19 protein-coding genes are annotated in these 19,874 nt (G+C 62.9%); 15 read left to right on the forward strand and 4 right to left on the reverse strand.

All coding sequences use genetic code 11. The features are described 5' to 3' along the window. Positions 1 to 494 precede the first annotated feature (494 nt). Entirely contained in the window at positions 495 to 1,091 is a 597-nt protein-coding gene (gene tmk, locus QNM96_RS04115) for a dTMP kinase (RefSeq protein ID WP_283834740.1), read from the reverse strand. Positions 1,092 to 1,242: 151 nt separating this feature from the next. Here tmk and QNM96_RS04120 point away from each other — a divergent pair, with 151 nt between their 5' ends. The 9 genes from QNM96_RS04120 to QNM96_RS04160 all read left to right on the forward strand — a co-directional run bounded on the left by QNM96_RS04120 (position 1,243) and on the right by QNM96_RS04160 (position 11,267). After that, positions 1,243 to 2,160, forward strand: coding sequence for a complex I NDUFA9 subunit family protein (locus QNM96_RS04120; protein ID WP_283834741.1), 918 nt, complete (start codon positions 1,243 to 1,245; stop codon positions 2,158 to 2,160). A 243-nt stretch (positions 2,161 to 2,403) separates the two neighbouring features. Continuing rightward, positions 2,404 to 3,582, forward strand: coding sequence for a tubulin/FtsZ family protein (locus QNM96_RS04125; protein ID WP_283834742.1), 1,179 nt, complete (start codon positions 2,404 to 2,406; stop codon positions 3,580 to 3,582). Between the two features lie 223 nt (positions 3,583 to 3,805). Further along, entirely contained in the window at positions 3,806 to 4,459 is a 654-nt protein-coding gene (gene cofC / locus QNM96_RS04130; RefSeq protein ID WP_283834743.1) for a 2-phospho-L-lactate guanylyltransferase, read from the forward strand. 86 nt (positions 4,460 to 4,545) lie between these two features. After that, complete coding sequence (gene cofG / locus QNM96_RS04135; protein WP_283834744.1) at positions 4,546 to 5,694, forward strand: 7,8-didemethyl-8-hydroxy-5-deazariboflavin synthase subunit CofG; 1,149 nt, start codon at positions 4,546 to 4,548, stop codon at positions 5,692 to 5,694. 503 nt (positions 5,695 to 6,197) lie between these two features. After that, on the forward strand, positions 6,198 to 6,968 hold the full coding sequence (locus QNM96_RS04140; RefSeq protein ID WP_283834984.1) for an ABC transporter ATP-binding protein: 771 nt from the start codon (positions 6,198 to 6,200) through the stop codon (positions 6,966 to 6,968). Further along, positions 6,958 to 8,241: an FtsX-like permease family protein gene (locus tag QNM96_RS04145; RefSeq protein WP_283834745.1), complete on the forward strand. Its 1,284-nt coding sequence runs from the start codon at positions 6,958 to 6,960 to the stop codon at positions 8,239 to 8,241. The genes QNM96_RS04140 and QNM96_RS04145 overlap by 11 nt, the downstream gene beginning before the upstream one ends. Continuing rightward, on the forward strand, positions 8,238 to 9,509 hold the full coding sequence (locus QNM96_RS04150) for an ABC transporter permease (protein ID WP_283834746.1): 1,272 nt from the start codon (positions 8,238 to 8,240) through the stop codon (positions 9,507 to 9,509). Before QNM96_RS04145 ends, QNM96_RS04150 begins: the two co-directional genes overlap by 4 nt. A 94-nt stretch (positions 9,510 to 9,603) precedes the next feature. After that, entirely contained in the window at positions 9,604 to 10,572 is a 969-nt protein-coding gene (locus QNM96_RS04155) for an oxidoreductase (RefSeq protein ID WP_283834747.1), read from the forward strand. A gap of 65 nt (positions 10,573 to 10,637) precedes the next feature. Then, complete coding sequence (locus tag QNM96_RS04160; protein ID WP_283834748.1) at positions 10,638 to 11,267, forward strand: DUF192 domain-containing protein; 630 nt, start codon at positions 10,638 to 10,640, stop codon at positions 11,265 to 11,267. Positions 11,268 to 11,303: 36 nt separating this feature from the next. Here QNM96_RS04160 and cofH read toward each other — a convergent pair whose 3' ends face one another. Beyond that, positions 11,304 to 12,677 carry a 7,8-didemethyl-8-hydroxy-5-deazariboflavin synthase subunit CofH gene (gene cofH, locus QNM96_RS04165; RefSeq protein WP_283834749.1) on the reverse strand — a complete coding sequence of 458 codons (1,374 nt, stop codon included), beginning with the start codon at positions 12,675 to 12,677 and terminating at the stop codon, positions 11,304 to 11,306. A gap of 226 nt (positions 12,678 to 12,903) precedes the next feature. Here cofH and QNM96_RS04170 point away from each other — a divergent pair, with 226 nt between their 5' ends. The 3 genes from QNM96_RS04170 (at position 12,904) to QNM96_RS04180 (ending at position 14,875) form a co-directional block, all read left to right on the forward strand. Then, positions 12,904 to 13,923 (forward strand): phosphoribosylaminoimidazolesuccinocarboxamide synthase, encoded by a 1,020-nt coding sequence (locus tag QNM96_RS04170; RefSeq protein WP_283834750.1) that lies wholly within the window; start codon positions 12,904 to 12,906, stop codon positions 13,921 to 13,923. A 251-nt stretch (positions 13,924 to 14,174) separates the two neighbouring features. After that, positions 14,175 to 14,366: a hypothetical protein gene (locus QNM96_RS04175; RefSeq protein ID WP_283834751.1), complete on the forward strand. Its 192-nt coding sequence runs from the start codon at positions 14,175 to 14,177 to the stop codon at positions 14,364 to 14,366. Positions 14,367 to 14,551: 185 nt separating this feature from the next. Then, positions 14,552 to 14,875, forward strand: a complete 324-nt coding sequence (locus QNM96_RS04180; RefSeq protein ID WP_283834752.1) for a hypothetical protein — start codon at positions 14,552 to 14,554, stop codon at positions 14,873 to 14,875. On the opposite strand, the gene QNM96_RS04185 is transcribed toward QNM96_RS04180, so the two are convergent. Beyond that, entirely contained in the window at positions 14,872 to 16,179 is a 1,308-nt protein-coding gene (locus tag QNM96_RS04185; protein WP_283834753.1) for an acetamidase/formamidase family protein, read from the reverse strand. The two genes, QNM96_RS04180 and QNM96_RS04185, sit on opposite strands and share 4 nt — an antisense overlap. Positions 16,180 to 16,361: 182 nt before the next feature. Here QNM96_RS04185 and QNM96_RS04190 point away from each other — a divergent pair, with 182 nt between their 5' ends. Together QNM96_RS04190 and QNM96_RS04195 are read left to right on the forward strand one after the other, a co-directional pair. Beyond that, a complete protein-coding gene (locus QNM96_RS04190) occupies positions 16,362 to 16,769 on the forward strand; it encodes a DUF2267 domain-containing protein (protein ID WP_283834754.1) in 408 nt (135 codons plus the stop codon). 186 nt (positions 16,770 to 16,955) lie between these two features. Next, positions 16,956 to 17,117, forward strand: a complete 162-nt coding sequence (locus tag QNM96_RS04195; protein WP_283834755.1) for a hypothetical protein — start codon at positions 16,956 to 16,958, stop codon at positions 17,115 to 17,117. Between the two features lie 119 nt (positions 17,118 to 17,236). Here the strand turns inward: QNM96_RS04195 and QNM96_RS04200 are convergent, their stop codons facing one another. After that, positions 17,237 to 18,184: a formyltetrahydrofolate deformylase gene (locus QNM96_RS04200; RefSeq protein WP_283834756.1), complete on the reverse strand. Its 948-nt coding sequence runs from the start codon at positions 18,182 to 18,184 to the stop codon at positions 17,237 to 17,239. 187 nt (positions 18,185 to 18,371) lie between these two features. Between QNM96_RS04200 and QNM96_RS04205 the strand changes: the two genes are divergently transcribed. Further along, complete coding sequence (locus QNM96_RS04205; RefSeq protein WP_283834757.1) at positions 18,372 to 19,763, forward strand: NAD(P)-binding domain-containing protein; 1,392 nt, start codon at positions 18,372 to 18,374, stop codon at positions 19,761 to 19,763. Positions 19,764 to 19,874: the final 111 nt, after the last annotated feature.

The following is a 19,874-nucleotide window of genomic DNA, read 5'->3' on the forward strand; positions in this document are numbered from 1 at the left end:
CGGGCACGGCAAGCCGCGCCCTCGGCAAAACGTTGATGAAAAGCACCGGAAGACGTTCCAGTTCACTCCGTTCACGGGCTGTGACTTCCGAGCCTTCGTTCGCTCTCGGTCACGAAGACACTCCTCTCCCCGCCGTTCACTGCGTTTGCTCTCGGTCGGTCGTCGGCCCGCTCGGTCGCGGATCGACCTCGCGGCACAATATGGTTGAGCCGCCTGCCCTTCCCCGCTGAGCGAACGCGTCGCGTTCGCGAGGTCGTCGGGCGGCGTGCCGGCCGACTGCTCGAGGGACCACTGGTCCCTCATAGCTCGGAAGAGCGTGCTCTTCCGTAGTCCTGCTGAACGAAGTGAAGCAGGGCTTGTCAGAGTGTGCGCTGTCGGTGACTCAGACGCCTCTCGAGTGCTTGAGGCGTGCTTTGCGGCTTCGCCACTCCGCTTCGAGGTCCTGTGGACCTCGCAGCTCCCGGCCACAACACACTGACCGCTTGTTCCTCGAGTTACCCTCCGAGCGCGTTCTGGAGAACGTTCTCGACCTGTTCGAGAACCGCTTCCGGTGACTGCGACGCATCGATTCGGACGAATCGATTCGGATTTTGGTCGATAAGTCGTTCGTAATTCTCTTGGACTGACTCGAGATACTCGGCGTGTTCGAACTTGTTCGTCGACCCGGCGCGAGCCGCGGCGGTTTCGGGATCGAGATCCAGATAGATCGTCAGGTCGGGGTCGATCGAAAACGCGCGGTGGATGCCGACGACGTACTCGAGGGGGCGAGTGATCTCTCCCTCGAGGGTCGCCCCCTGGTAGGCGTATCGAGAGTCCGAATAGCGATCGGAGATCACGAGATCGCCCGATTCAAGGGCCGGTTCGATGATCCGCGAGAGATGATCCGCGTGGTCTGCGGTGTAAAGAAACAGTTCGGCGATCGAATCCGCGTCCTCGTCCTCGATCGAGCGATAAACGGCCTCGCCGTACCACGACCCCGTCGGACCGGACGTGGGCTCGGTGGTGAACGTCGCGTCGGGATATACGTCGTGGAGGGCCTCCCAGACTGTCGATTTCCCGCTTCCGTCCAATCCCTCGAGCGTGACGAGCATGTCCGGAGTTCGCGGCGGTGAATACAATAATCCTCCGAGACGGTCGCGGCCGCACGCTCTTCGAGTACGGTCGAGAACGCACCCTCAAGCACAGTCGAGGGAAACCTGTGTAGGCGACCGACTTTTATTTATTCGAGCCCACATATTGCCTATGAACGTCCTCGTCACCGGCGGAACCGGGTTCATCGGGACGAATCTGTGCGAAGAACTCGCGAGTCGCGGCCACGACGTGACCGCACTGTCGCGGCGTCCGGACGACGGCTCGCTCCCCGCAGGGGTCGACGTCGCGATGGGCGACGTCAGCGCGTACGACTCGATCGCGGATACCGTCGCCGAACACGACGCAGTGATCAACCTCGTCGCGCTCTCGCCGCTGTTCCAGCCCAACGGTGATACGAGCCACGAGGAGGTCCATCTCGAGGGAACGAAAAACCTCGTTCGCGCCGCAGAGGAGGGCGACACCGACCGTTTCGTCCAGATGAGCGCGCTCGACGCCCATCCTCACGCCGAAACAGCCTACCTCCGGACGAAAGGGCGTGCCGAGGAGGTCATCCGGGATTCGACACTCGAGTGGACAATCTTCCGGCCCTCGGTCGTCTTCGGCGACGGAGCGGAGTTCGTCGAGTTCACGAAGACGCTGACGACGCCGTACGTGACCGGACTGCCGGGCGGCGGGAAAACGCCGTTCCAGCCGATCTGGGTCGAGGATCTCGTTCCGATGCTGGCCGATGCCGTCGAAGACGGTGAACACGTTGGCCAGACCTACGAGATCGGTGGCCCCGATGTGTACACCTTAGCGGAGGTGACGAAACTCGCCTACGAAGCAGACGGCAGATCCGTCGCGGTCCTCCCGATCCCGACGGCGCTTGCGAACGTCGGACTCTCCGCGGTCGGCCCCGTTCCGTTCGTCCCCTTCGGACCGGATCAGGCTCGAGCGCTCGAAATAGACAACACCGTCTCGGAGAACAACATTTCGGCGTTCGGAGTCAACGAAGCCGAACTCAGGACTCTTCCGGATTATCTCGGCGTGAACGCGAGAGATCCGGAGCGAACTGCGTCGGTTTCGTAACTGCGGTTGTAGTCCGTTGGCCCGAAAATCATGGTGTTTGTTAACACACCATGCCGCCCAAAGATTAATATAAATATTCAATCTCAGGGCCGATGAAACTGTTTTATCTTTGCAATAACTCCCTTGAACCCTGCTCCCGTCTTGCGTTTTTGTCGAATAGTTTGAATCCGTGAAACTCACACCAACACAAGCTTTATATCCCTGATTGCTCTGATTTCAATTCACGGAGCCCCCTAATCAATTATGAAGCTGGCGATGATCGGATTCGGACAGGCCGGTGGCAAGATCGTCGATCGATTCCTCGAATACGACGATCAAACCAACAGCGGAATCGTCCGTGCGGCGATCGCTGTTAACTCCGCGAAAGCGGATCTCATCGGATTGGACCGAATACCAGAGGAGAATCGAGTACTCATCGGCCAGGCCCGAGTAAAGGGCCACGGCGTGGGTGCAGACAACGAGCTCGGCGCGGAAATCGCCGAGGAAGACATCGACGAGGTCCAGAACGCGATCGATGCAATTCCGACCCATGAGGTCGATGCGTTCTTGGTCGTCTCGGGAATGGGCGGCGGAACCGGTTCCGGCGGTGCCCCAGTCCTGGCGAAACACCTCAAACGGATCTACACCATTCCGGTCTACGGACTTGGTGTGCTTCCGGGAACGGACGAAGGGGGTATCTACACCCTTAACGCCGCACGGTCGTTCCAGACGTTCGTCCGCGAAGTCGATAACTTGCTGGTCTTCGACAACGACTCGTGGCGACAGACCGGCGAATCGGTCGAAGGCGGATACGACCAGATCAACGAAGAGATCGTCAGACGGTTCGGCGTCCTCTTTGGGGCCGGCGAGGTCGGCGACGGACAGGAGGTCGCAGAGAGCGTCGTCGACTCCTCGGAGATCATTAACACGCTCTCCGGCGGCGGCGTCTCGACGGTCGGCTACGCCTCGGAGGAGGTCGAGCTCAACACGAGCGGCGGCCTGCTCTCGCGGTTCACCGGCGGCGATGGCGGCGGTGACGGCCTCGACGCCGCAAACACCACGAACCGAATCACGAGTCTCGTTCGAAAAGCGGCGCTCGGTCGACTCACGCTACCCTGTGAGATCGAAGGCACCGAGCGCGCGCTGCTGGTTCTCTCCGGACCCTCGGAGTATCTGAACCGGAAAGGCATCGAACGCGGCCGGAAGTGGCTCGAGGAGGAGACCGGCAGCATGGAGGTTCGCGGCGGTGACTTCCCGCGAAACGAACCAGAAGTCTCGGCGGCGATCTTGCTCTCGGGCGTCACGAACGTGCCCCGAATCAAGCGCCTCCAGCAGGTCGCCATCGAGGCACAGGACAACATGGACGACATTCAGGAGGAAAGCGAAGAGAACCTCGAGGAACTCGTCGAAGACGACGAGGACGAACTCGAGCCGCTGTTCTAGGCGACTCGCCGCACGATTGCGGCGGGACGCCAGAAACAGCGAGTTGGCGCGGAACCCCCTCGCCAGCAGCTCTCGGCGGGTGCCGCCCGGGGGGACGGTGCCCGTTCGGCCGACTACTGCGCTTTTCTACGACGTGATCGAGGGTGATCGCGTCGGTGCTAATTAAAATCGGATTCCAGTGGGTTCGACGTATTTTTGAGCGCGTGCGACGAAAAATCGACAGATGCACGTCGTCGTTCCGTATGCTCCGGACGCGCCGAAAACGCGCCTCGAGCCGGTGTTATCCCCAGCGGAACGCTCGACACTCGCTCGAGTCATGCTCGAGGACGTGCTCGATTCGATTCGAGGGACGGGCCACGAGCCGACGATACTCTCGACGGAACCGCTCGAGATCGACGCGCCGGTGACCGTCGACGAGCGACCGTTGACGGAGGCGGTCAACGCCGCGCTGGGATCGAGAATTCGCACAGCGTCGACCGAATCGGGAACGCCAGAAGCAATCGCCATCGTCATGGCCGATCTGGCGCTGACGACACCCGACGCGCTCGAGAAACTCTTTGCACCCGAAACGGATGTCGTGATCGCACCGGGCCGAGGCGTCGGAACAAACGCGCTGGTGGTCCGTCACCCAGAGTTTCGGGTCGACTACCACGGCGGATCCTACCTCGATCACCGCCAGATTGCCGAGGAAGTCGATGCTACTCTCGAGACGGTGGACTCGTTCCGGCTGGGCACAGATATCGACGAACCGGCGGATCTGGTGGAAGTACTCGTTCACGGAACGGGAAACACGCCCGAGTGCCTCCGCGAGTTCGGCTTCGAACTCGATTCTCGAGAGGGACGCCTCGAGGTCGTTCGCTCCGCCGAACTCCGATAAAGCGATTCCACGAACGACGAGGCGCACACGACGAATTGCCTCGAAGTGAAGCCCTTATGTGCCGAGCGAAGACAGTCGAACGTAGGATGATCCCCGGCGCGAGCGACTATGGAATTTCGCTGTCGATCGACGACGATGCGATCGATCGACTGTGTGCTGTGACCGCCGAAGACGTCGAGCCAGCGCCGGAACTCAGCTTCGCTCGGAACGTGTTTATCCCGTTAACGACGGCATGTCGATACACCTGTACGTACTGTACCTACTTCGACGGCCCCGGGAACGCCTCGCTTCTCACGCTCGAGGAGGTCCGTGACATCTGTCGAACCGGCGCAGACGCCGGCTGTACGGAGGCGCTGTTCACGTTTGGGGACGACCCCGACGAACGCTACACCGAGATTCACGACCAGCTCGCAGAGTGGGGCCACGACTCGATTCACACGTACCTGCGAGAGGCCTGCGAGGTCGCCCTCGAGGAGGGACTGCTTCCCCACTCGAATCCGGGCGACCAGACGCGCGAGCAGATGGAAGCGGTCGCGGACGTGAACGCGAGTATGGGCGTGATGCTCGAGACGACAGCGGCGGTCGACGCCCACGCGGGGCCACGCCGGAAGAATCCCGGCCAGCGCCTGCAAACGATCAGAACGGCGGGCGAACTCGACATGGCGTTCACGACGGGAATTCTCGTCGGAATCGGCGAATCGTGGGAAGACCGAGCCGAAAGCCTGCTCGCAATCCGTGAGATGCACGAGCGGTACGATCACATTCAGGAGGTGATCGTCCAGCCGGTGTCCACCAACGAACGCTGGTCCGGCAACACGCCGGATCTCGAGACGATGCGCCGGGTGACGGCGATGGCGCGGGTCGCGTTACCCGAGGAAATCTCCGTGCAAGTTCCGCCGAACCTCGCACCGGCGCGCGACCTCGTCGATTGTGGCATCGACGACCTGGGCGGCGTGTCGCCGATCACGGACGATCACATCAACCCCGACTACGCCTGGCCCGCCCTGCGCGAACTCGAGGAGATTGCCTCGGAAGCCGACGTTCCGCTCCGCGAGCGGCTCCCGGTGTACGAGCGGTTCCTCGAGCCGGAACTTCGGACGGCGGAATTCGACGGCGTGCTCGCCGAGGGGGCGAACGAGGGAGCGTGGATTTCGCCAACGATTCGGGACGCACTCGAGGCAGAGGACGAGGCGGGAGAACGGTACCGATCCGTACTTCGCGAGGGAACGCCCTGAATTTCGTCACGAAAGCCAGACAGTCAACCGTTTTTGACCGTTCTTGCTGTTTCAATCGACAACGTAGTCTCTCCATTCGACGAACCTGGCCTCGAGTCGAGCCGAACCGGTTGTTGGCCAGGCGTAACCGTTCGAGCGACCGCTATCGTCGGTATAATCGATTCATACGGCGACGGCGAAAGCGGCCGGAAAACCGAGAGCCGGCGATGGGACAACACGAGTGTACGGCCACCTTTCGGCGTCACAGGGAGACCGAACAGCGACCTGTCGCGGTCGAGTCCACGGCCCGCAATCGGCGGGGGTTCCGACACGACGGTGACGAGACCGAGTTACGCTGTTTCAAAATTGGAACGGTCGAAAGAACACCCGCGTGAGGCTATCTTGCCGGCCTCGAGCGAACCGACGCTTCCTGACGCTCCGTTGATTCGAAACCGGTGCCTGTTCGGTGGAAGCGAGACTGAAACAATGGGCCATCGCACCGTTCTCCCGAGTACTTCGTGAGGATTCGCAATCGATCACTGGGCCGTTCGAGTTCGGCGTCGGCGGGGTCCGAGACGGCGGACGAAGCCCGGGCGATGCCGGCCGTCTGTCTCGAGGACGTCAATCACGAGTACGGTTCGACGGGCGGACGGCTTCGTTCGGGTTCGGATCGAACGGTGACCGCGCTTCGAAACGTCTCCCTCGACGTGGAACGAGGAACCATCGTCGGCCTCGAGGGGCCGAGCGGGAGCGGCAAGTCGACGATTCTGCATGCGGTCGCGGGATTGCTGGTGCCGACCGCGGGCACCGTCTCCGTACTCGGAACCGATCTCACAGCACTCTCCGACCGGGGTCGAACGAGAGTTCGGCGAGGCCACGTAGGGATCGTCTTCCAGCGGTTCCACCTGTTACCGTCGCTCTCGGCCCGCGCGAACGTCGCGTTACCGCTCGTGCAGGCCGGACTCTCGAAATCGGCGCGTCGGGAGCGAGCGTCGACGCTGTTGACACAGGTCGGTCTCGAGGATCGGATCACCCACCTCCCCGGCGAACTCAGCGGCGGCGAACGACAGCGCGTTGCGATCGCCAGGGCGCTGTCGACGGACCCCGATGTCCTCGTCGCGGACGAACCGACGGGCGAACTCGATACGGAAACCGGCGCGGACGTCCTCGAGCTGTTGACCGACGTCGGCCGCGACCGGGCGGTGCTCATCGCGTCACACGACGCGGCTACGCTCGCCGTCGCCGATCGAGTGGTGACACTCCGGGATGGGACGGTGGTCGAGGATGAACGATAACGCCGAGGAAGCGCGGAACGACAACCCCAAGGAAAAGCGTCGACACCGCTGGCGCGGAATCGTCGGCGTCTCGGTCGCCAGGCTGTGGAACCGGCCGACCCGAACCAGCTCGAGTCGGATTTTGACCTCGATCACGGTCGTTGCACTCACCATCGCGTTGCTTCTGTGTATCACCGGAGTCGCGCTCGCGCTAGCCGACGGCGGACCGATGCTAGAGGACGACGCGGACGCCCAGATCGCGCCGGAAGGGAGCGGAAGCCTCTCGGCGGTCGACGGCGTCGAGAGTCCCCGAATCGGCGAGTCGAACGAGCGAGCGGCGGCGATTCGCTCGGAAGCGGGCATCGACCACGCCTCACCGGTGCTCGTCGAACCGACGAAATTCGAGACGAGCGACGGCGGCTCCGAGACGGTCCTTCTCGTGGGCGTCGTCCCCGACGAGGAATCTCGAACCGTCGCGGGCCTCTCAACAGACGGTCTTGAGCCGGGTGACGATCACTACGCCGACGGATCGTACGATGGCCCGACGCAGCGACAGCTCGTGCTCTCTCCCGCCGCGGCGGATCGGCTCGAGGCCTCGGACGGTGACGAACGGATCGTCTCGAGCGGACAGACCGATACGGAGATGCCGCCGCTCACCGTTTCGGATGTCGACGACGCCGCGGGCGCATACGAGGACAGCGACGCACCTATCGCGCTCGTTCACCTGAGCGAGTTACAGACGTTCTCGGGGGCGAGCGACGACGAACTCGCCGACAGCGTGCTCGTGTGGGGCGACTCCGAGGCGACGGCGACGGCAGCCGGCGAGGCGTATCCGGATGCGACGGTCGAATCGAACCAGGGCGGCGATCCGTCGGCGCTGTTCGACGACGGGTTGGCGTTCGCGACGAGTGCGATCGCGCTGCTCATCGGCGTGACAATCTGTGCGTCGTTCGTCGCGACGACGATGGGGATGGCCGTCGATCAGGATCGTCGCACGCTCGCCATCCTGCAGACGATCGGCGTTCCGCTGTCGGGACGGATGGCCGTCGTCGCCACCTCGACGGTGGTCGCAACCCTCTGTGGTGCGGTTCTCGGAATCAGCCTCGGCGTCGCCGGGATTTTCGCCCTCAACGCGGTCGCCGGCGCAACCGTCGCGTCGGGAACCGTCGCGATGGCCCACCCCGTCTTCGTCCCGTACGCGCTCGCGGTCGCGCTCGTCGCCGGACTGCTTGCGATGCCGTACCCGCTGTTGATCGCCTCGAGGACGAACGTCTTGGCCGAGGTGGGTCGATGAGCCGGCGATTCGGGGCGGCGTTGAGAGCGGTGGCGAACCTCCGACACGTTCCCACTCGAACGAGCGCCGTCCTCGGGATCGCGTTCGCCCAGATTCGGCGGTCGCCCAGACGAACCGTCCTCGCCGTGTTGGCCGTCGCGCTCGTCGTCCTCTCGGTGACATTGCTCGCAAGCCTCGGCGTCGGCGTCGTCGACATCGGCGAGGACGGACTCGAGAGCGCGAACCGGGGGATCTGGCTCTCGGGCGACCCGGTCGATCCCTCCGCCAGCGGAACCGAGAATCCGATCGTTGGCGCACACGACGTGACGGCCGAACTCGACGAGCGCGACGACGTGAGTTCCGCCTCGCCGATCGCGATGTACGAGATCTACGTCGGGACGGATCCCGGTGATCTCGAGCGAACGTCGGGGGTCGGCGTTCCGGGGACCCACTCCGGGTTCGACTTCCAGCGAGGCGGCGGGTACGAAACCGACGCGGAGGACGCCCAAGAGGCGATGACGAGCGGCGAGCCGACAACCGAGGAAGTCGTCCTCGATCCCGATACGGCCGAACGGCTTGGCGCATCGCCCGGCGACACGGTTTATCTCGGGACGAGCAGGGAGTCAGCTCCCGAATACGAGTTTACCGTCGTCGGTACCTCCTCGTACTACTCGCAGTATCTCGGCTCGGAATCGACGGCGGTTCCGCTCCCTGATCTGTTGGCAGTCGCCGGTACCACGGGCACTGATCGGGCGACGTTTATCACCGCCGACGCGGCGGACGGGCATGACCGGCAGACGGTTGCGGCCGACCTCGACGAGACTTATCCGGAGTACGACGTCCGTGCCAGCGACGAGCAGATCGGCGCGATGCTCGAGGAGCGGCCGCTCATCCTCGCAAGCGGCGTGACGCTGGTCGGGCTGGCCATCGTCGGCGGTATTATCCTCACGGTGAATCTGTTCGCGCTCGTCGCCTCCCAGCAACGCGAAGAACTCGCGGCGCTCCGGGCGATCGGCCTCTCGAGATGGGTTCTCTCGGGAACGATCGGCGCGCAGGGGCTCATCATCGGACTGCTCGGCGGCGTCGTCGGACTCGTCTCCACACCGGTACTCGCGGCGGGATTGAATCGAATCGTGGCCGAAACCGTCGGCTTCGAACGGCTCCTGCGGACGCCCCTCGAGGTCTACGCCGTCGGGTTCGCCCTCGCCGCCGTCGTGGGAACGATCGTTGCGCTCGTCGCGGGCTGGCGGGCTGGCCGATACGCACGGATCGCGCATCTCGAGGCGTGATCCGTCCGAACCGCAGTCTCGACGGCACCGAATCGGTTCCAGCGGAGGCGACCGCCACCCGAGTTATCAAACGGCTGTGGTCCGTACAACGCGTATGAGCTGGACCGCGTCCGACGTTCCCGACCAGTCGGGGCGAACAGTCGTCGTCACCGGCGCGAACAGCGGCATCGGCTTCGAAGCCACTCGAGTGCTCGCCGAACGCGGCGCGACGGTCGTCATGGCCTGTCGAAGCGTGGACCGCGGCGAGGCGGCCGCCGACGAGATCAGAGACGGCCTCGAGGCCGACGTTAAGGGCGAACTGATTGTCGAGGAACTGGACCTCGCCGACCTCGAGTCGGTCCGAGCGTTCGCGGAGCGGTTCGACGACGCGGTCGATCGAAACGGCGAATCGTCGGAGGAGGCGGAAATAGACGTGCTGGTGAACAACGCGGGCGTGATGGCGATTCCGCGCCGCGAAACCGTCCAGGGCTTCGAGATGCAGTTCGGCGTCAACCATCTCGGACACTTCGCGCTCACCGCTGCCTTGTTCGACCACCTCGCGAGGGACGCCCGCACCGTGACCGTCTCGAGCGGAGTCCACAAACAGGGCGAGATCGACTTCGACGACCTGCAGGGCGAAAACGACTACAACCGCTGGAGTGCCTACGCCCAGTCGAAACTCGCGAACCTGCTCTTTGCCTACGAGTTCGACCGGCGACTCGAGAACGCCACCTCCAACGCGATGAGCGTGGGCGTTCATCCGGGCTACGCCGATACGGCGTTGCAGGCCCAGGGGCCCGAAATGGACGGCTCGAGGGTTCGAAAACTACTGGCGGACGCGGCGAACGCCGTGTTCGCCCAGTCCGCCGCGAAGGGGGCGCTTCCGACGCTGTACGCGGCGACCGCGAGTGACGTCCAAAGCGGAGAGTACTACGGCCCCGGCGGACTCATGAACATGCGCGGCGCGCCGGAGCGCCAGCGGTCGGCCGAGCAGTCCTACGATCGCGAGATGGCACGGAAATTATGGGAGGTCTCTGAAGAGCTGACCGACGTCGAGTTCGACCTCGAATCTCGAGATCGGTAAACGTCCACGTACACGTGAAAATTGACGAATATTTATCAGTGCCTTCGTGGTCGGTGACCGAATAGATGGCACCTCCTCGTTCACCGACACCGGATCGCCGGACCGTACTGACAGGGCTCGCCGCCAGCACCGGGGTTCTTACCCTCGCCGGGTGCACCGAGTCCAGCGACGAAAGCGATTCGACAACCGGCGACTCAAGCCCGAACGGCGACGATGATTCGAACGCGGGCGAGGGCGATGAATCAGGTAATCCGGACGAGAACGACGACAACTCGAGCGACGAGGAATCCCCGGCGGTTCACGAGGACTACGAGGAAACCGAGGTCAGCGTGACGACTGCCGACGGCGAGGAACTCGGCGAAGTGACGGCGGCCATCGCCGACACGCAGGAACTGCAGACGATCGGGCTCAGCGATACCGAGGAGTTACCCGAGGATCGCGGGATGATCTTCATCAACGAATCCGAGCAGGATCTGCGGTTCATCATGCCGGATATGTCGTTCGGGATCGACATCGTCTTCGCCGACAGCGAGGGCGTCATCACGGGGATTCACCACGCGCCCCAACCCGGGCCCGACGAGGACGGCTCCGAGCAGGGCTATCCGGGCTACGGCCAGTACGTCCTCGAGGTCAACTACGAGTGGACCGCCGAACGGGGAATCGAGGAGGGCGACGTGCTCAGCTTTTCGTACTGATCCGAGGTCTGACGTCTCAGAAGCCCGCAAAACGACTCAGTCGTCCGCAGGGACCGTATCCCCGTCTCGAGCCAAAAGCGCCGTTCCGTCAGCCTTCGGCCCGAGTTGCGGCCCGAACGGCGGATCGTCGGGATCGATGACGCGGCGTTTTTCGTAGTCCGTCGAGCGCTCGACCGGGATCCGTCCGATTGAGGAGATCAGTTCGACGTAGTCTTCGACCGAGCGGAACTCGCCGTACTCGCCGCCGGCGCGTTTGGTGATCTCCTCGGAGAGGATCGTCCCCATGAAGTCGTCCGCGCCACAGGAGAGCATTTTTAGTCCCTGCTGATCGCCGTACTTGACCCACGAGGACTGGATATGGTCGATGTTGTCGAGAAAGAGCCGCGAGACGGCGATCATCAGTTCGTCTTCGTCCTGACTCGCACCGCTCGAGACGACGTCGTGCTCGTAAAGCGGCGTGTTCTGGTGGATAAAAGAGAGGGGAACGAACTCGGTTATCGCGCCGTCGACGCGCTCCTGGAGGTCGCGAACGCGTTTTAAGTGCATCACTCGATGGGCCTCGTTCTCGACGTGGCCGTACATGATCGTCGAGGTGAGCCCGAGCCCGGCGTCGGCCGCGGCTTCCATCGCCTCGAGCCAGCCGTCGGTGCTGATCTTGCCGGGACAGATCACTTCCCGAACCTCCTCGACGAGAATTTCGGCCGCGGTGCCGGGAACGGTGTCGAGTCCAGCGTCTTGCAAACGGCTGTAAACGTCCTCGTAAGACCAGTCGGTACCGCGACGGGCGTGGTAGGCCTCCTCGGGCGTCATCGAGTGGACGTGCACGCCGTCGACGCTCATCGCCGCCATCTGCTCGGCGTAGGTTCCGGGGTCGGTCTCGTACCGTTCGGGCGGCTTGTAGTTGACCTCCTTGCGGTTCTCGGTGGCCTCGAGGATCTCTAAATGTTCGTCGTCCAGTGCAAATGCGGGGTGAAGACCGGAGACCGAAGTGACCTCGTAGACGCCCTTCTCGACGGCGTCGGCGACGATTTCGCGAGACTCCGCGGGTGTCTTCGTAAAGCCCTGACTCTCCATCTCGGCGTCGGATTCGAAGGTGTGGGCAGCGTCTTTGAAGTTACAGAACAGACAGCCGACGTTACACGCGGTCGTCACGTTGTTGTTTACATTTGCGACGAACGTGACTTCCTCGCCGACGACGTCCGCGCGGCGACGATCTGCGGCCTCGAGGACCCGCTCTTTCCGTCGCTGGTCAATCCCTTCGGCGTCGGTTCCCGTCGTCAACAGTTCGATGCCATCGTCGACGGTGAGTCGGTTCCCGTTCCGTGCCTTCTCGAGGGCGTTCTCGAACGACTGGTCGGTCTCGGGAACGTGCTCGAACGCGAGGTCTGCCTCGGTCACCGGTCGCTCCATCGTCGCAACGAACCCATTACAGCGGCAAAAACGTGGTGGAACGCGTCCGAACTCACCGCTATCTCGGAGATTCGGTTGATCTGAAACGAACGAGGGCTTCCTCGAAGCGGTCGCGGCTCAGCGGAGACCTCACGACCGGCCCCGCGAATAATACTGAAACCTTCTTACGGTGGGGACACGGCAACTCGAGTATGAACCGCGGGGGCCACTCGATGAGGTGTGACGAATGACGAGCGTCAAGGAGTTTCGGATCGAGGAGGAAGCAACGGCGGACTCGCTCGGTCGCGGGGCGTTCGTCTTCACCGACGATTACTCGGTGTTCGACTGGGGGAAGATGCCCGATCCGATTCCGCAGAAAGGTGCAACGCTCTGTACGATGGGGGCCTTTAACTTCGAACTGCTCGAGTCGGAAGGCGTACCGACGCACTATCGCGGCGTCGGCGAGGACGGCGGCGTGAGCAAACTCGAGGACGCCTCGCGCCCGCCCTGGGTGATGGAGATCGACCTGACGCAGGTGCCGGATCTGCCGAACGAGGGTCGAGAGTACGATTACGAGTCCTACCACGCCGAGGCGGGCTCGAACTACCTGATCCCGCTCGAGGTCGTCTTCCGGAACACGGTCCCGATCGGCTCGAGTCTCCGCCGACGGACCGAGCCCGCGGACCACGGCCTCGTGTTCGAGAATTGGCCCGACGAGACGGTCGACCTCGAGGAACCGATCGTCGAGTTCTCGACGAAATACGAGGAGGGAGACCGCTACCTCGACCGCGAGGAAGCCGACTACATCGCCGGCGAGGCCTCGATCGACGACCTCGAGTCCGTCGCCCGGGAGGTCAACGAGATCATCACCGAACAGGCGAGCGGTGCGGAGCTGTCCCACCAGGACGGGAAAATCGAGTGTCTCACCTTCGAGGGCGAGATCCGCGTTGCCGACGTCGTCGGCACGTTCGACGAGAATCGATTCAGCCACGAGGGGACCCAGCTTTCGAAGGAGGTCCTTCGGCAGTACCACAAACGCACCCAGCCCGAGTGGGTCGAGTCGGTCAAACACGCGAAGGCCGAAGCCGAGCGCCGCGACATCGCCGACTGGAAATCGCTGTGCGAGCGGGATCCGGAGCCACTCGAGGAGGACGTGATCGAAACAGCTCGAGACCTCTACTGTGCCGGAACCAACGCCTACACCGGGCTGGATTTCTTCGAGGCACCGCCGCTCTCGAGTGCGATCGGTGCGGTCAGCCGGCTGTAGTCGCGATTTCTCCACGGTCCGGTGGTCGACTGGCACATTCGGCCCCCTCGAGTATCCGCTTAAGGACCTCTTTTATCCGTATCGTATCGGTGTCCGTCGTCTTCGAACCCGTCCGGTCCGCATACCCTTATCTCGATAGATGATACCAACCCACATTGTATCGCACCGAGAGCCGAAAAAGTAACGCTCATATTCCGCGACTCCAAACGGTCGACTAGCACCATATTATGTCCCTCGAGAGTTTCGCTGCTGTGACACCAGCTATCGTCCCGTTCGATGCAACCATCGGTATCACGGCCGCCGCGAGCGTCGCGCTGGCACTGTTCGTCGGATTCATGCTGTACCTCTCGTTCATCACGACGCCGGATAGTGCGACCGCGGCGAACCAGCCGTCGAGCACCCAATCGAACGCGTCCGCCGAAACCGCCGAGCCGACCGACTGAACCGGATCGCCAGCGAACCGACGCGATTGCGCTGTTACCGAATCGGTCGCGTCGCCTCGAGACGACCCCGTTGGTTTTCGGCTCTTCGTTTCGATCGCCGGCACGAGCGGTGCCGTTGGCGATGCCGTCATGCTCACCCCGCGGTTGTTTATCCCTCCTCGTAGTAGGGACAGCCGGTCGATACGATGAACAACTCATACAGTCCCACCCGCGAACTTGGCGTGGTATTCGGCGAACTCGAGGCGAAACTCGACGATCACGGTTACCCCGCGACGAACGAGGAACTCGTCGACACGTACGGCGAGTACGCCCTCGAGCTACCGGACGGTTCGGAATCGCTCGAGGAGCTTCTGGGCGCGATGTCGGAGGATACCTACAATTCGCCCGCTGAGGCCCGACAGGCGATTTTCAATATGGTCGACAGTCGAGCGATCGGGCGACGGTACTACTCGGATCGGACTCCGCCAGCGCTAGGTGAGACACGAGAGGACGAGCAGTTGTCGTTCTAGAGATCGTACTGTTCGCGGACGAGGTGATCGATCCCGCGATCCTCGAGTACGTCCATCGGCGCGAGCAGATCGAGCTGGACGACGCCGGGAAGCCGACCGATCTGGACCCCGCCGGTAAACGTACACCGCGAACGGACCTCTCCCTCGCTCATCTCGAGGAGATCCGTCGCCCGGTCGAAGGCGTTCTGGGTCGCGTCGTTGATCGTCTCGCCGCTCCCGATCACCTGGATCGGGCCCATGTCCTCCTTGAGGTCAACGCCGTGGTCGGCGGCGAGCTCTCGGCCAAACTCGCGCTCGTCGTCGCTGTAGGGCCGGCTGATAAACGGGAGATCCGCCTCGTTTGGAAGGAGGAGCGGGCCGCCCAGTTCGAGGGCCTCGATAACCTCGACGTCCATCGTCACCGTTCCGCTGACGTCGGTGGTGTGCAAGGAGAGCTCGCCGTCACCCTGATTGGCGTGGAGATCGCCGACGTAGACCCCGCCGCCGTCGACCTTGACCGGACAGATGAGCGTCGAGCCGGCGCGGACCTCCGGAACGTCCATGTGGCCGTCGGTGCGAGCCTCGAGGTCGTCCTGTGTTTCGATGCCGTAGTCGTGTTCGGCTCCGACGAGGAACTGGCCGAAGTCGCCCGCGTTGTGCGAATCCGGGAGCGTCACCGGCGGGGTCGTTCCAACGTTGCCGATAAAGGGGCGAAGCCGGCCGAGCGTGCCCGGCATCTCGTCGGGTTCGTACAGCAGGATGGGGTGCTGTCTCGAGTTCTCGGGGATGTCCATCACCTCGGCCGCGTCCGTCGCGAGTTCGTGGGCGGCGTCGCCGTCAAGTGTGATCCCCATCTCGTGGTCCTCGTCGAACGCGACGGTGTAGCCGTACTCGAAGCCAAAGGAGGAAGCGTTCGCGCCGCACTCGGCGCACTTGATCGCGTCCTCGCCGGTTCCCTCGACGACGCTCTCGGGCCACTCGGTACCGCATTCAGGACAGCGGTGGTCGACGAACGGATCGTCGCCGAAGGCGTCCTCGCGTTCGGCCATCGACCCTGTACTCGTCGCCATACTCGTTACCTCGACATCCCGAATGCGGAGGGCGATGGCGTCGCCGACCGAAGCTCCCTCGACGCGGATCGGCCGCGTAACCTCGTGGCCGCCCCGGAAGTCGGGCGTGATCATCGGCCCCCAACAGCCCGGCGGCGTGTACGTTCGGATCGTTCCCCCGTCAGCAACTGTACCGGCCCACTCCTGATCGGGACCGACCAGCCCGAGCGTGTACTGATCGACGTATAGCTCCTGTTCCACTTCTTGCTGTGACATAACGTACCAATATAGCGGCTCCGAGATAGTAAACTAGCTCGTCAGTCGGATAGCAAACACGTATTTGACCGATTTACGAGTATTTGATACGTGTCCGATTGAGCAGTCGAGTTCGCGCTCGAGTCGAGGGGCTTGCACGTGAGGGCCCAAGTTCGATGCGGGTCGCTCGAAAAGTCGCCACCATGCAAGACAGCGAGTTCTACCAGCTGGTGCTCGAGGCGAGCCACATCGAAACGATCGATCGAGCAGAAGTCGCAACCGACGCCGTCCTCGAGACGCTCGGGGAGACGCTCACCGCCGGCGAGGCCGAAGACGTCGCGACGCAACTCCCCGACGAGCTAGCGGGAGTAATCGAAGACACAGACCACGACGGTTCCGGCTACGACCGTAACGCGTTCGTCAACCGGGTCGGCGAACGACTGCAAAATACCGACCTCGAGCCGAACGACGCCGAACGGTACGCGGACGGCGTGACCGACGCGCTGACCGCGACGCTGACCGAGGGTGAACTCGAGAACCTCAAAGCACAACTCGATAGTGAACTCGATCCGCTGTTCGAAGGCGTCGGCGTGAACGCGGAACAAATCTGAGGAAGCCGAATCGGTCGAATGCGCCGTTGACCGTTCGCCGGCGTCGAGGTGAACCGTTCGATCGGGCGACTCGAGAATAGACACCTAATTCGCCCATCTCAGTGGGTCTAAAACGTCTTTGTCCCGGAGCGGTCAATACCGACGAGATAGGTTGGTTAAAGTGCGTTTCGTCCCTCATGTCTTCTAATGGCTGATTCGACCGACAACGATACCGGACCACAGTGTGACAACTGCGGCGACGCCGTTACAGAGAGCACGAACAGACGAGTCGTGACGACACTCGAGGACGGCGAGGCCGCCTACAACAATTTCTGTGGCGACGGCTGTCTCGAGGAATGGCGGGCGTGAACGCAACGAAATCCTTCACCTGAATCACCGGAAGCAGACAGTAGTCCGAAAGAAAGTTCGGAGCGACGACACACCCGTTTTACCGTGGTCAATCCGAACGACTGAATCTCAGAACCGCATTACTCGTCGGCGACGACGCTTCCGATCCCGTCGATCGGACGATCCGGAATGAAGTCGTCGACTTCGTCGGGAAGACCTAACTGATAGGCGTCGCCATCCTCTCGGACGGTCGTTCGGCCGCGGTGGACCGAGACGTCACCGTTCAGATGAAGACGCACAGCTTCGATCAAGGCGTCGGCCTCGAGGGGTTGTCCGCGGCGTTTCATCTCCTCGAGATCGGCGTCATCGGGTACATCGAACGCCCGCTGGGTGATCACCGGCCCCTGATCGAGATCGGTCGTGACGTAATGGGCGGTGACGCCTGCGACGCGAACACCCTCCTCGACGGCCTGGCGGTAGGCCTCCGCGCCGGGGAACGCCGGGAGAAGGGATGGATGGACGTTGATGATACGATCCTCGTAGCGGAAGACGACGTTCGGGCTGAGAATCCGCATGTACCGTGCGAGGACGATCAAATCGGCGTCGTACTCCGCAAGCAACTCGAGGAGTCGGTCTTCGTTCTGCTGGCCGGATTCGGTTCCGATGTCGTGGAACGGCACGTCGTAGTGGTCGGCCAGCGGTTCCAGGTCGTCGTGGTTCCCGATAACGACCCCAATATCTGCGCCCAGTTCGTCGTTGGCCCATGCCTCGAACAGCGCCTCGAGACAGTGGCTCTCTTTGGTCACGAGGACGGCGATCTGTTGGTTATCCCGATCGGCCGGGAACCGAACCTGCACGTCCAGTTCGAGGTCGGAACCCAGTTCGTCGATATCCTCTCGAAGCGTTTCCTTCGTACAGACCATCTCGCTCGTGTCGACGGCGAGATACATCCGGAAGACGCCGTCTCTGACCGCCTGGTCGAGATCTTCGATATTGATTCCGCGCTCGAAGAGGAGGCTCGTCACTCGGGCGATCAACCCGGTGTCGTCGTCCCCAACGACCGTAATTTCAGTTACGTCGGTCGTCATCGCTGCCACCTCCGCTCGAGCGATTGTCGAAACATCAGTATGCTCTCATGCGGTGAATCGTGAAAAGCCCTGCCTTTCGGCGACCGTTCCGTGATTCGTCCCAACACACTAGACCAGTCCCTAAACTATAGCAAATTTTATTATCTACACCATTCTGTTTATTAACTCCGGGCCGTCTATGGTATCCATGAGCAGTTCATTCGATCTCGAGGTCGCGATCGTCGGCGCCGGACCAGCGGGAATCGGAACGGCAGTCGTTCTCGAGAAACTCGGTATCGACTACGCGATCCTCGAGCGCTACTGTATCGGCGCGTCGTTTCGTAACTGGCCAGCGGAGATGCGCCTCCTCACGCCGTCGTTTCCCGCCAACGCCTTCGGCGCGCGCGATCTGAACGCGATCACCGTCGATACGTCTCCCGCGCTTGCACTCGATTGCGAGCATCCGACCGGCGAGCAGTACGCGGAGTACCTCGAGGCCGTCGCGGAGTTTCACGAGTTGACCATCGAGACCAGTGTCGACGTCGAATCCGTCGCGGCCCGGGAACACAAAGCTGGGTTCACGCTCGAGACCGACGGCGAGCCCGTTCGTGCCCGATACGTCATCTGGGCCGCGGGCCAGTACGATTACCCCGCTGACGGCTCGATTCCCGGCTCGAGTCACGCGGTTCACGTTGCTTCCATCGGTTCCTGGGAGCGCTACGCGAATCGATTCCGCTCCCGAGCGAGCCCCGAAACCGACAGAACGGGTGCTCCCGACCGCGAAGTTCAGAGAGCGGCCGCGGACGGCTCCGGGACGACGACAGCTCCGAGGACTGGACACGGTCCGGCCACCGACCGCTCCCGACCGTCCGGCGGCGACCGCGTGGAGACTCAACCGACGGCGGTGGCCGACACCGTCGTCATCGGCGGTGCCGAGAGCGGTATCGACGCGGCTATCGGCCTCTCGAGTGCGGGGCTCTCGACCGCGGTCCTCGACGACGAGGGAACGTGGCAGTTTCGCAGCCCCGATCCCAGCGAGGTGCTCTCGCCGAGAACGAACGAGCGCCTCGAGGCCTCGCTGGCCGACGAACAGCCCATCGATCTCGTTGCTGACGCACGCGTCGAACGCATCGAACGGGTCGAATCCGGCGACGGAGATGGAGACGCGAGCGGCGAGGCAGTGACTGACGAACGTGGGCCTGAGGAACGATACGACGTACCGACTGACGGCGAGTGCTACGACGTGATCACGACCGACGGCGAGCGGTTTCGCTCGAGGACACCGCCCGTCCTCGCGACAGGTTTCGAGGGAAGCCTGACGCTGGTCGAGGACCTGTTCGACTTCGACGGCGAACACCCGGATCTGACGGGCGACGACGAGTCGACGAAGACACCGGGTCTGTTCCTCGTCGGCCCGCAAGTCGCCCACGACGGGCAGTCGTTCTGTTTCATCTACAAGTTCCGGCAGCGGTTCGCCATCGTCGCACAGGCGCTCGCCGAGCGGTTAGCCGTGGAAACCGAACCGCTCGAGGAGTACCGGGAGAAGCGGATGTTCCTCGAGGACGTCTCCTGTTGCGAGCCGGACTACTGTGACTGTTGACTGACGGCCTGCTTCTCTCATACGGTCTGCTGTAACGATTTACCGGAGCAACCACAGGACAGCTCGCGGTTGCTCCGGAAATGACTTACAACAGACCGTATCACACCTACT

The sequence above is a fragment of the Halostagnicola sp. A-GB9-2 genome, assembly GCF_030068615.1.
Classification (GTDB): domain Archaea; phylum Halobacteriota; class Halobacteria; order Halobacteriales; family Natrialbaceae; genus Halostagnicola.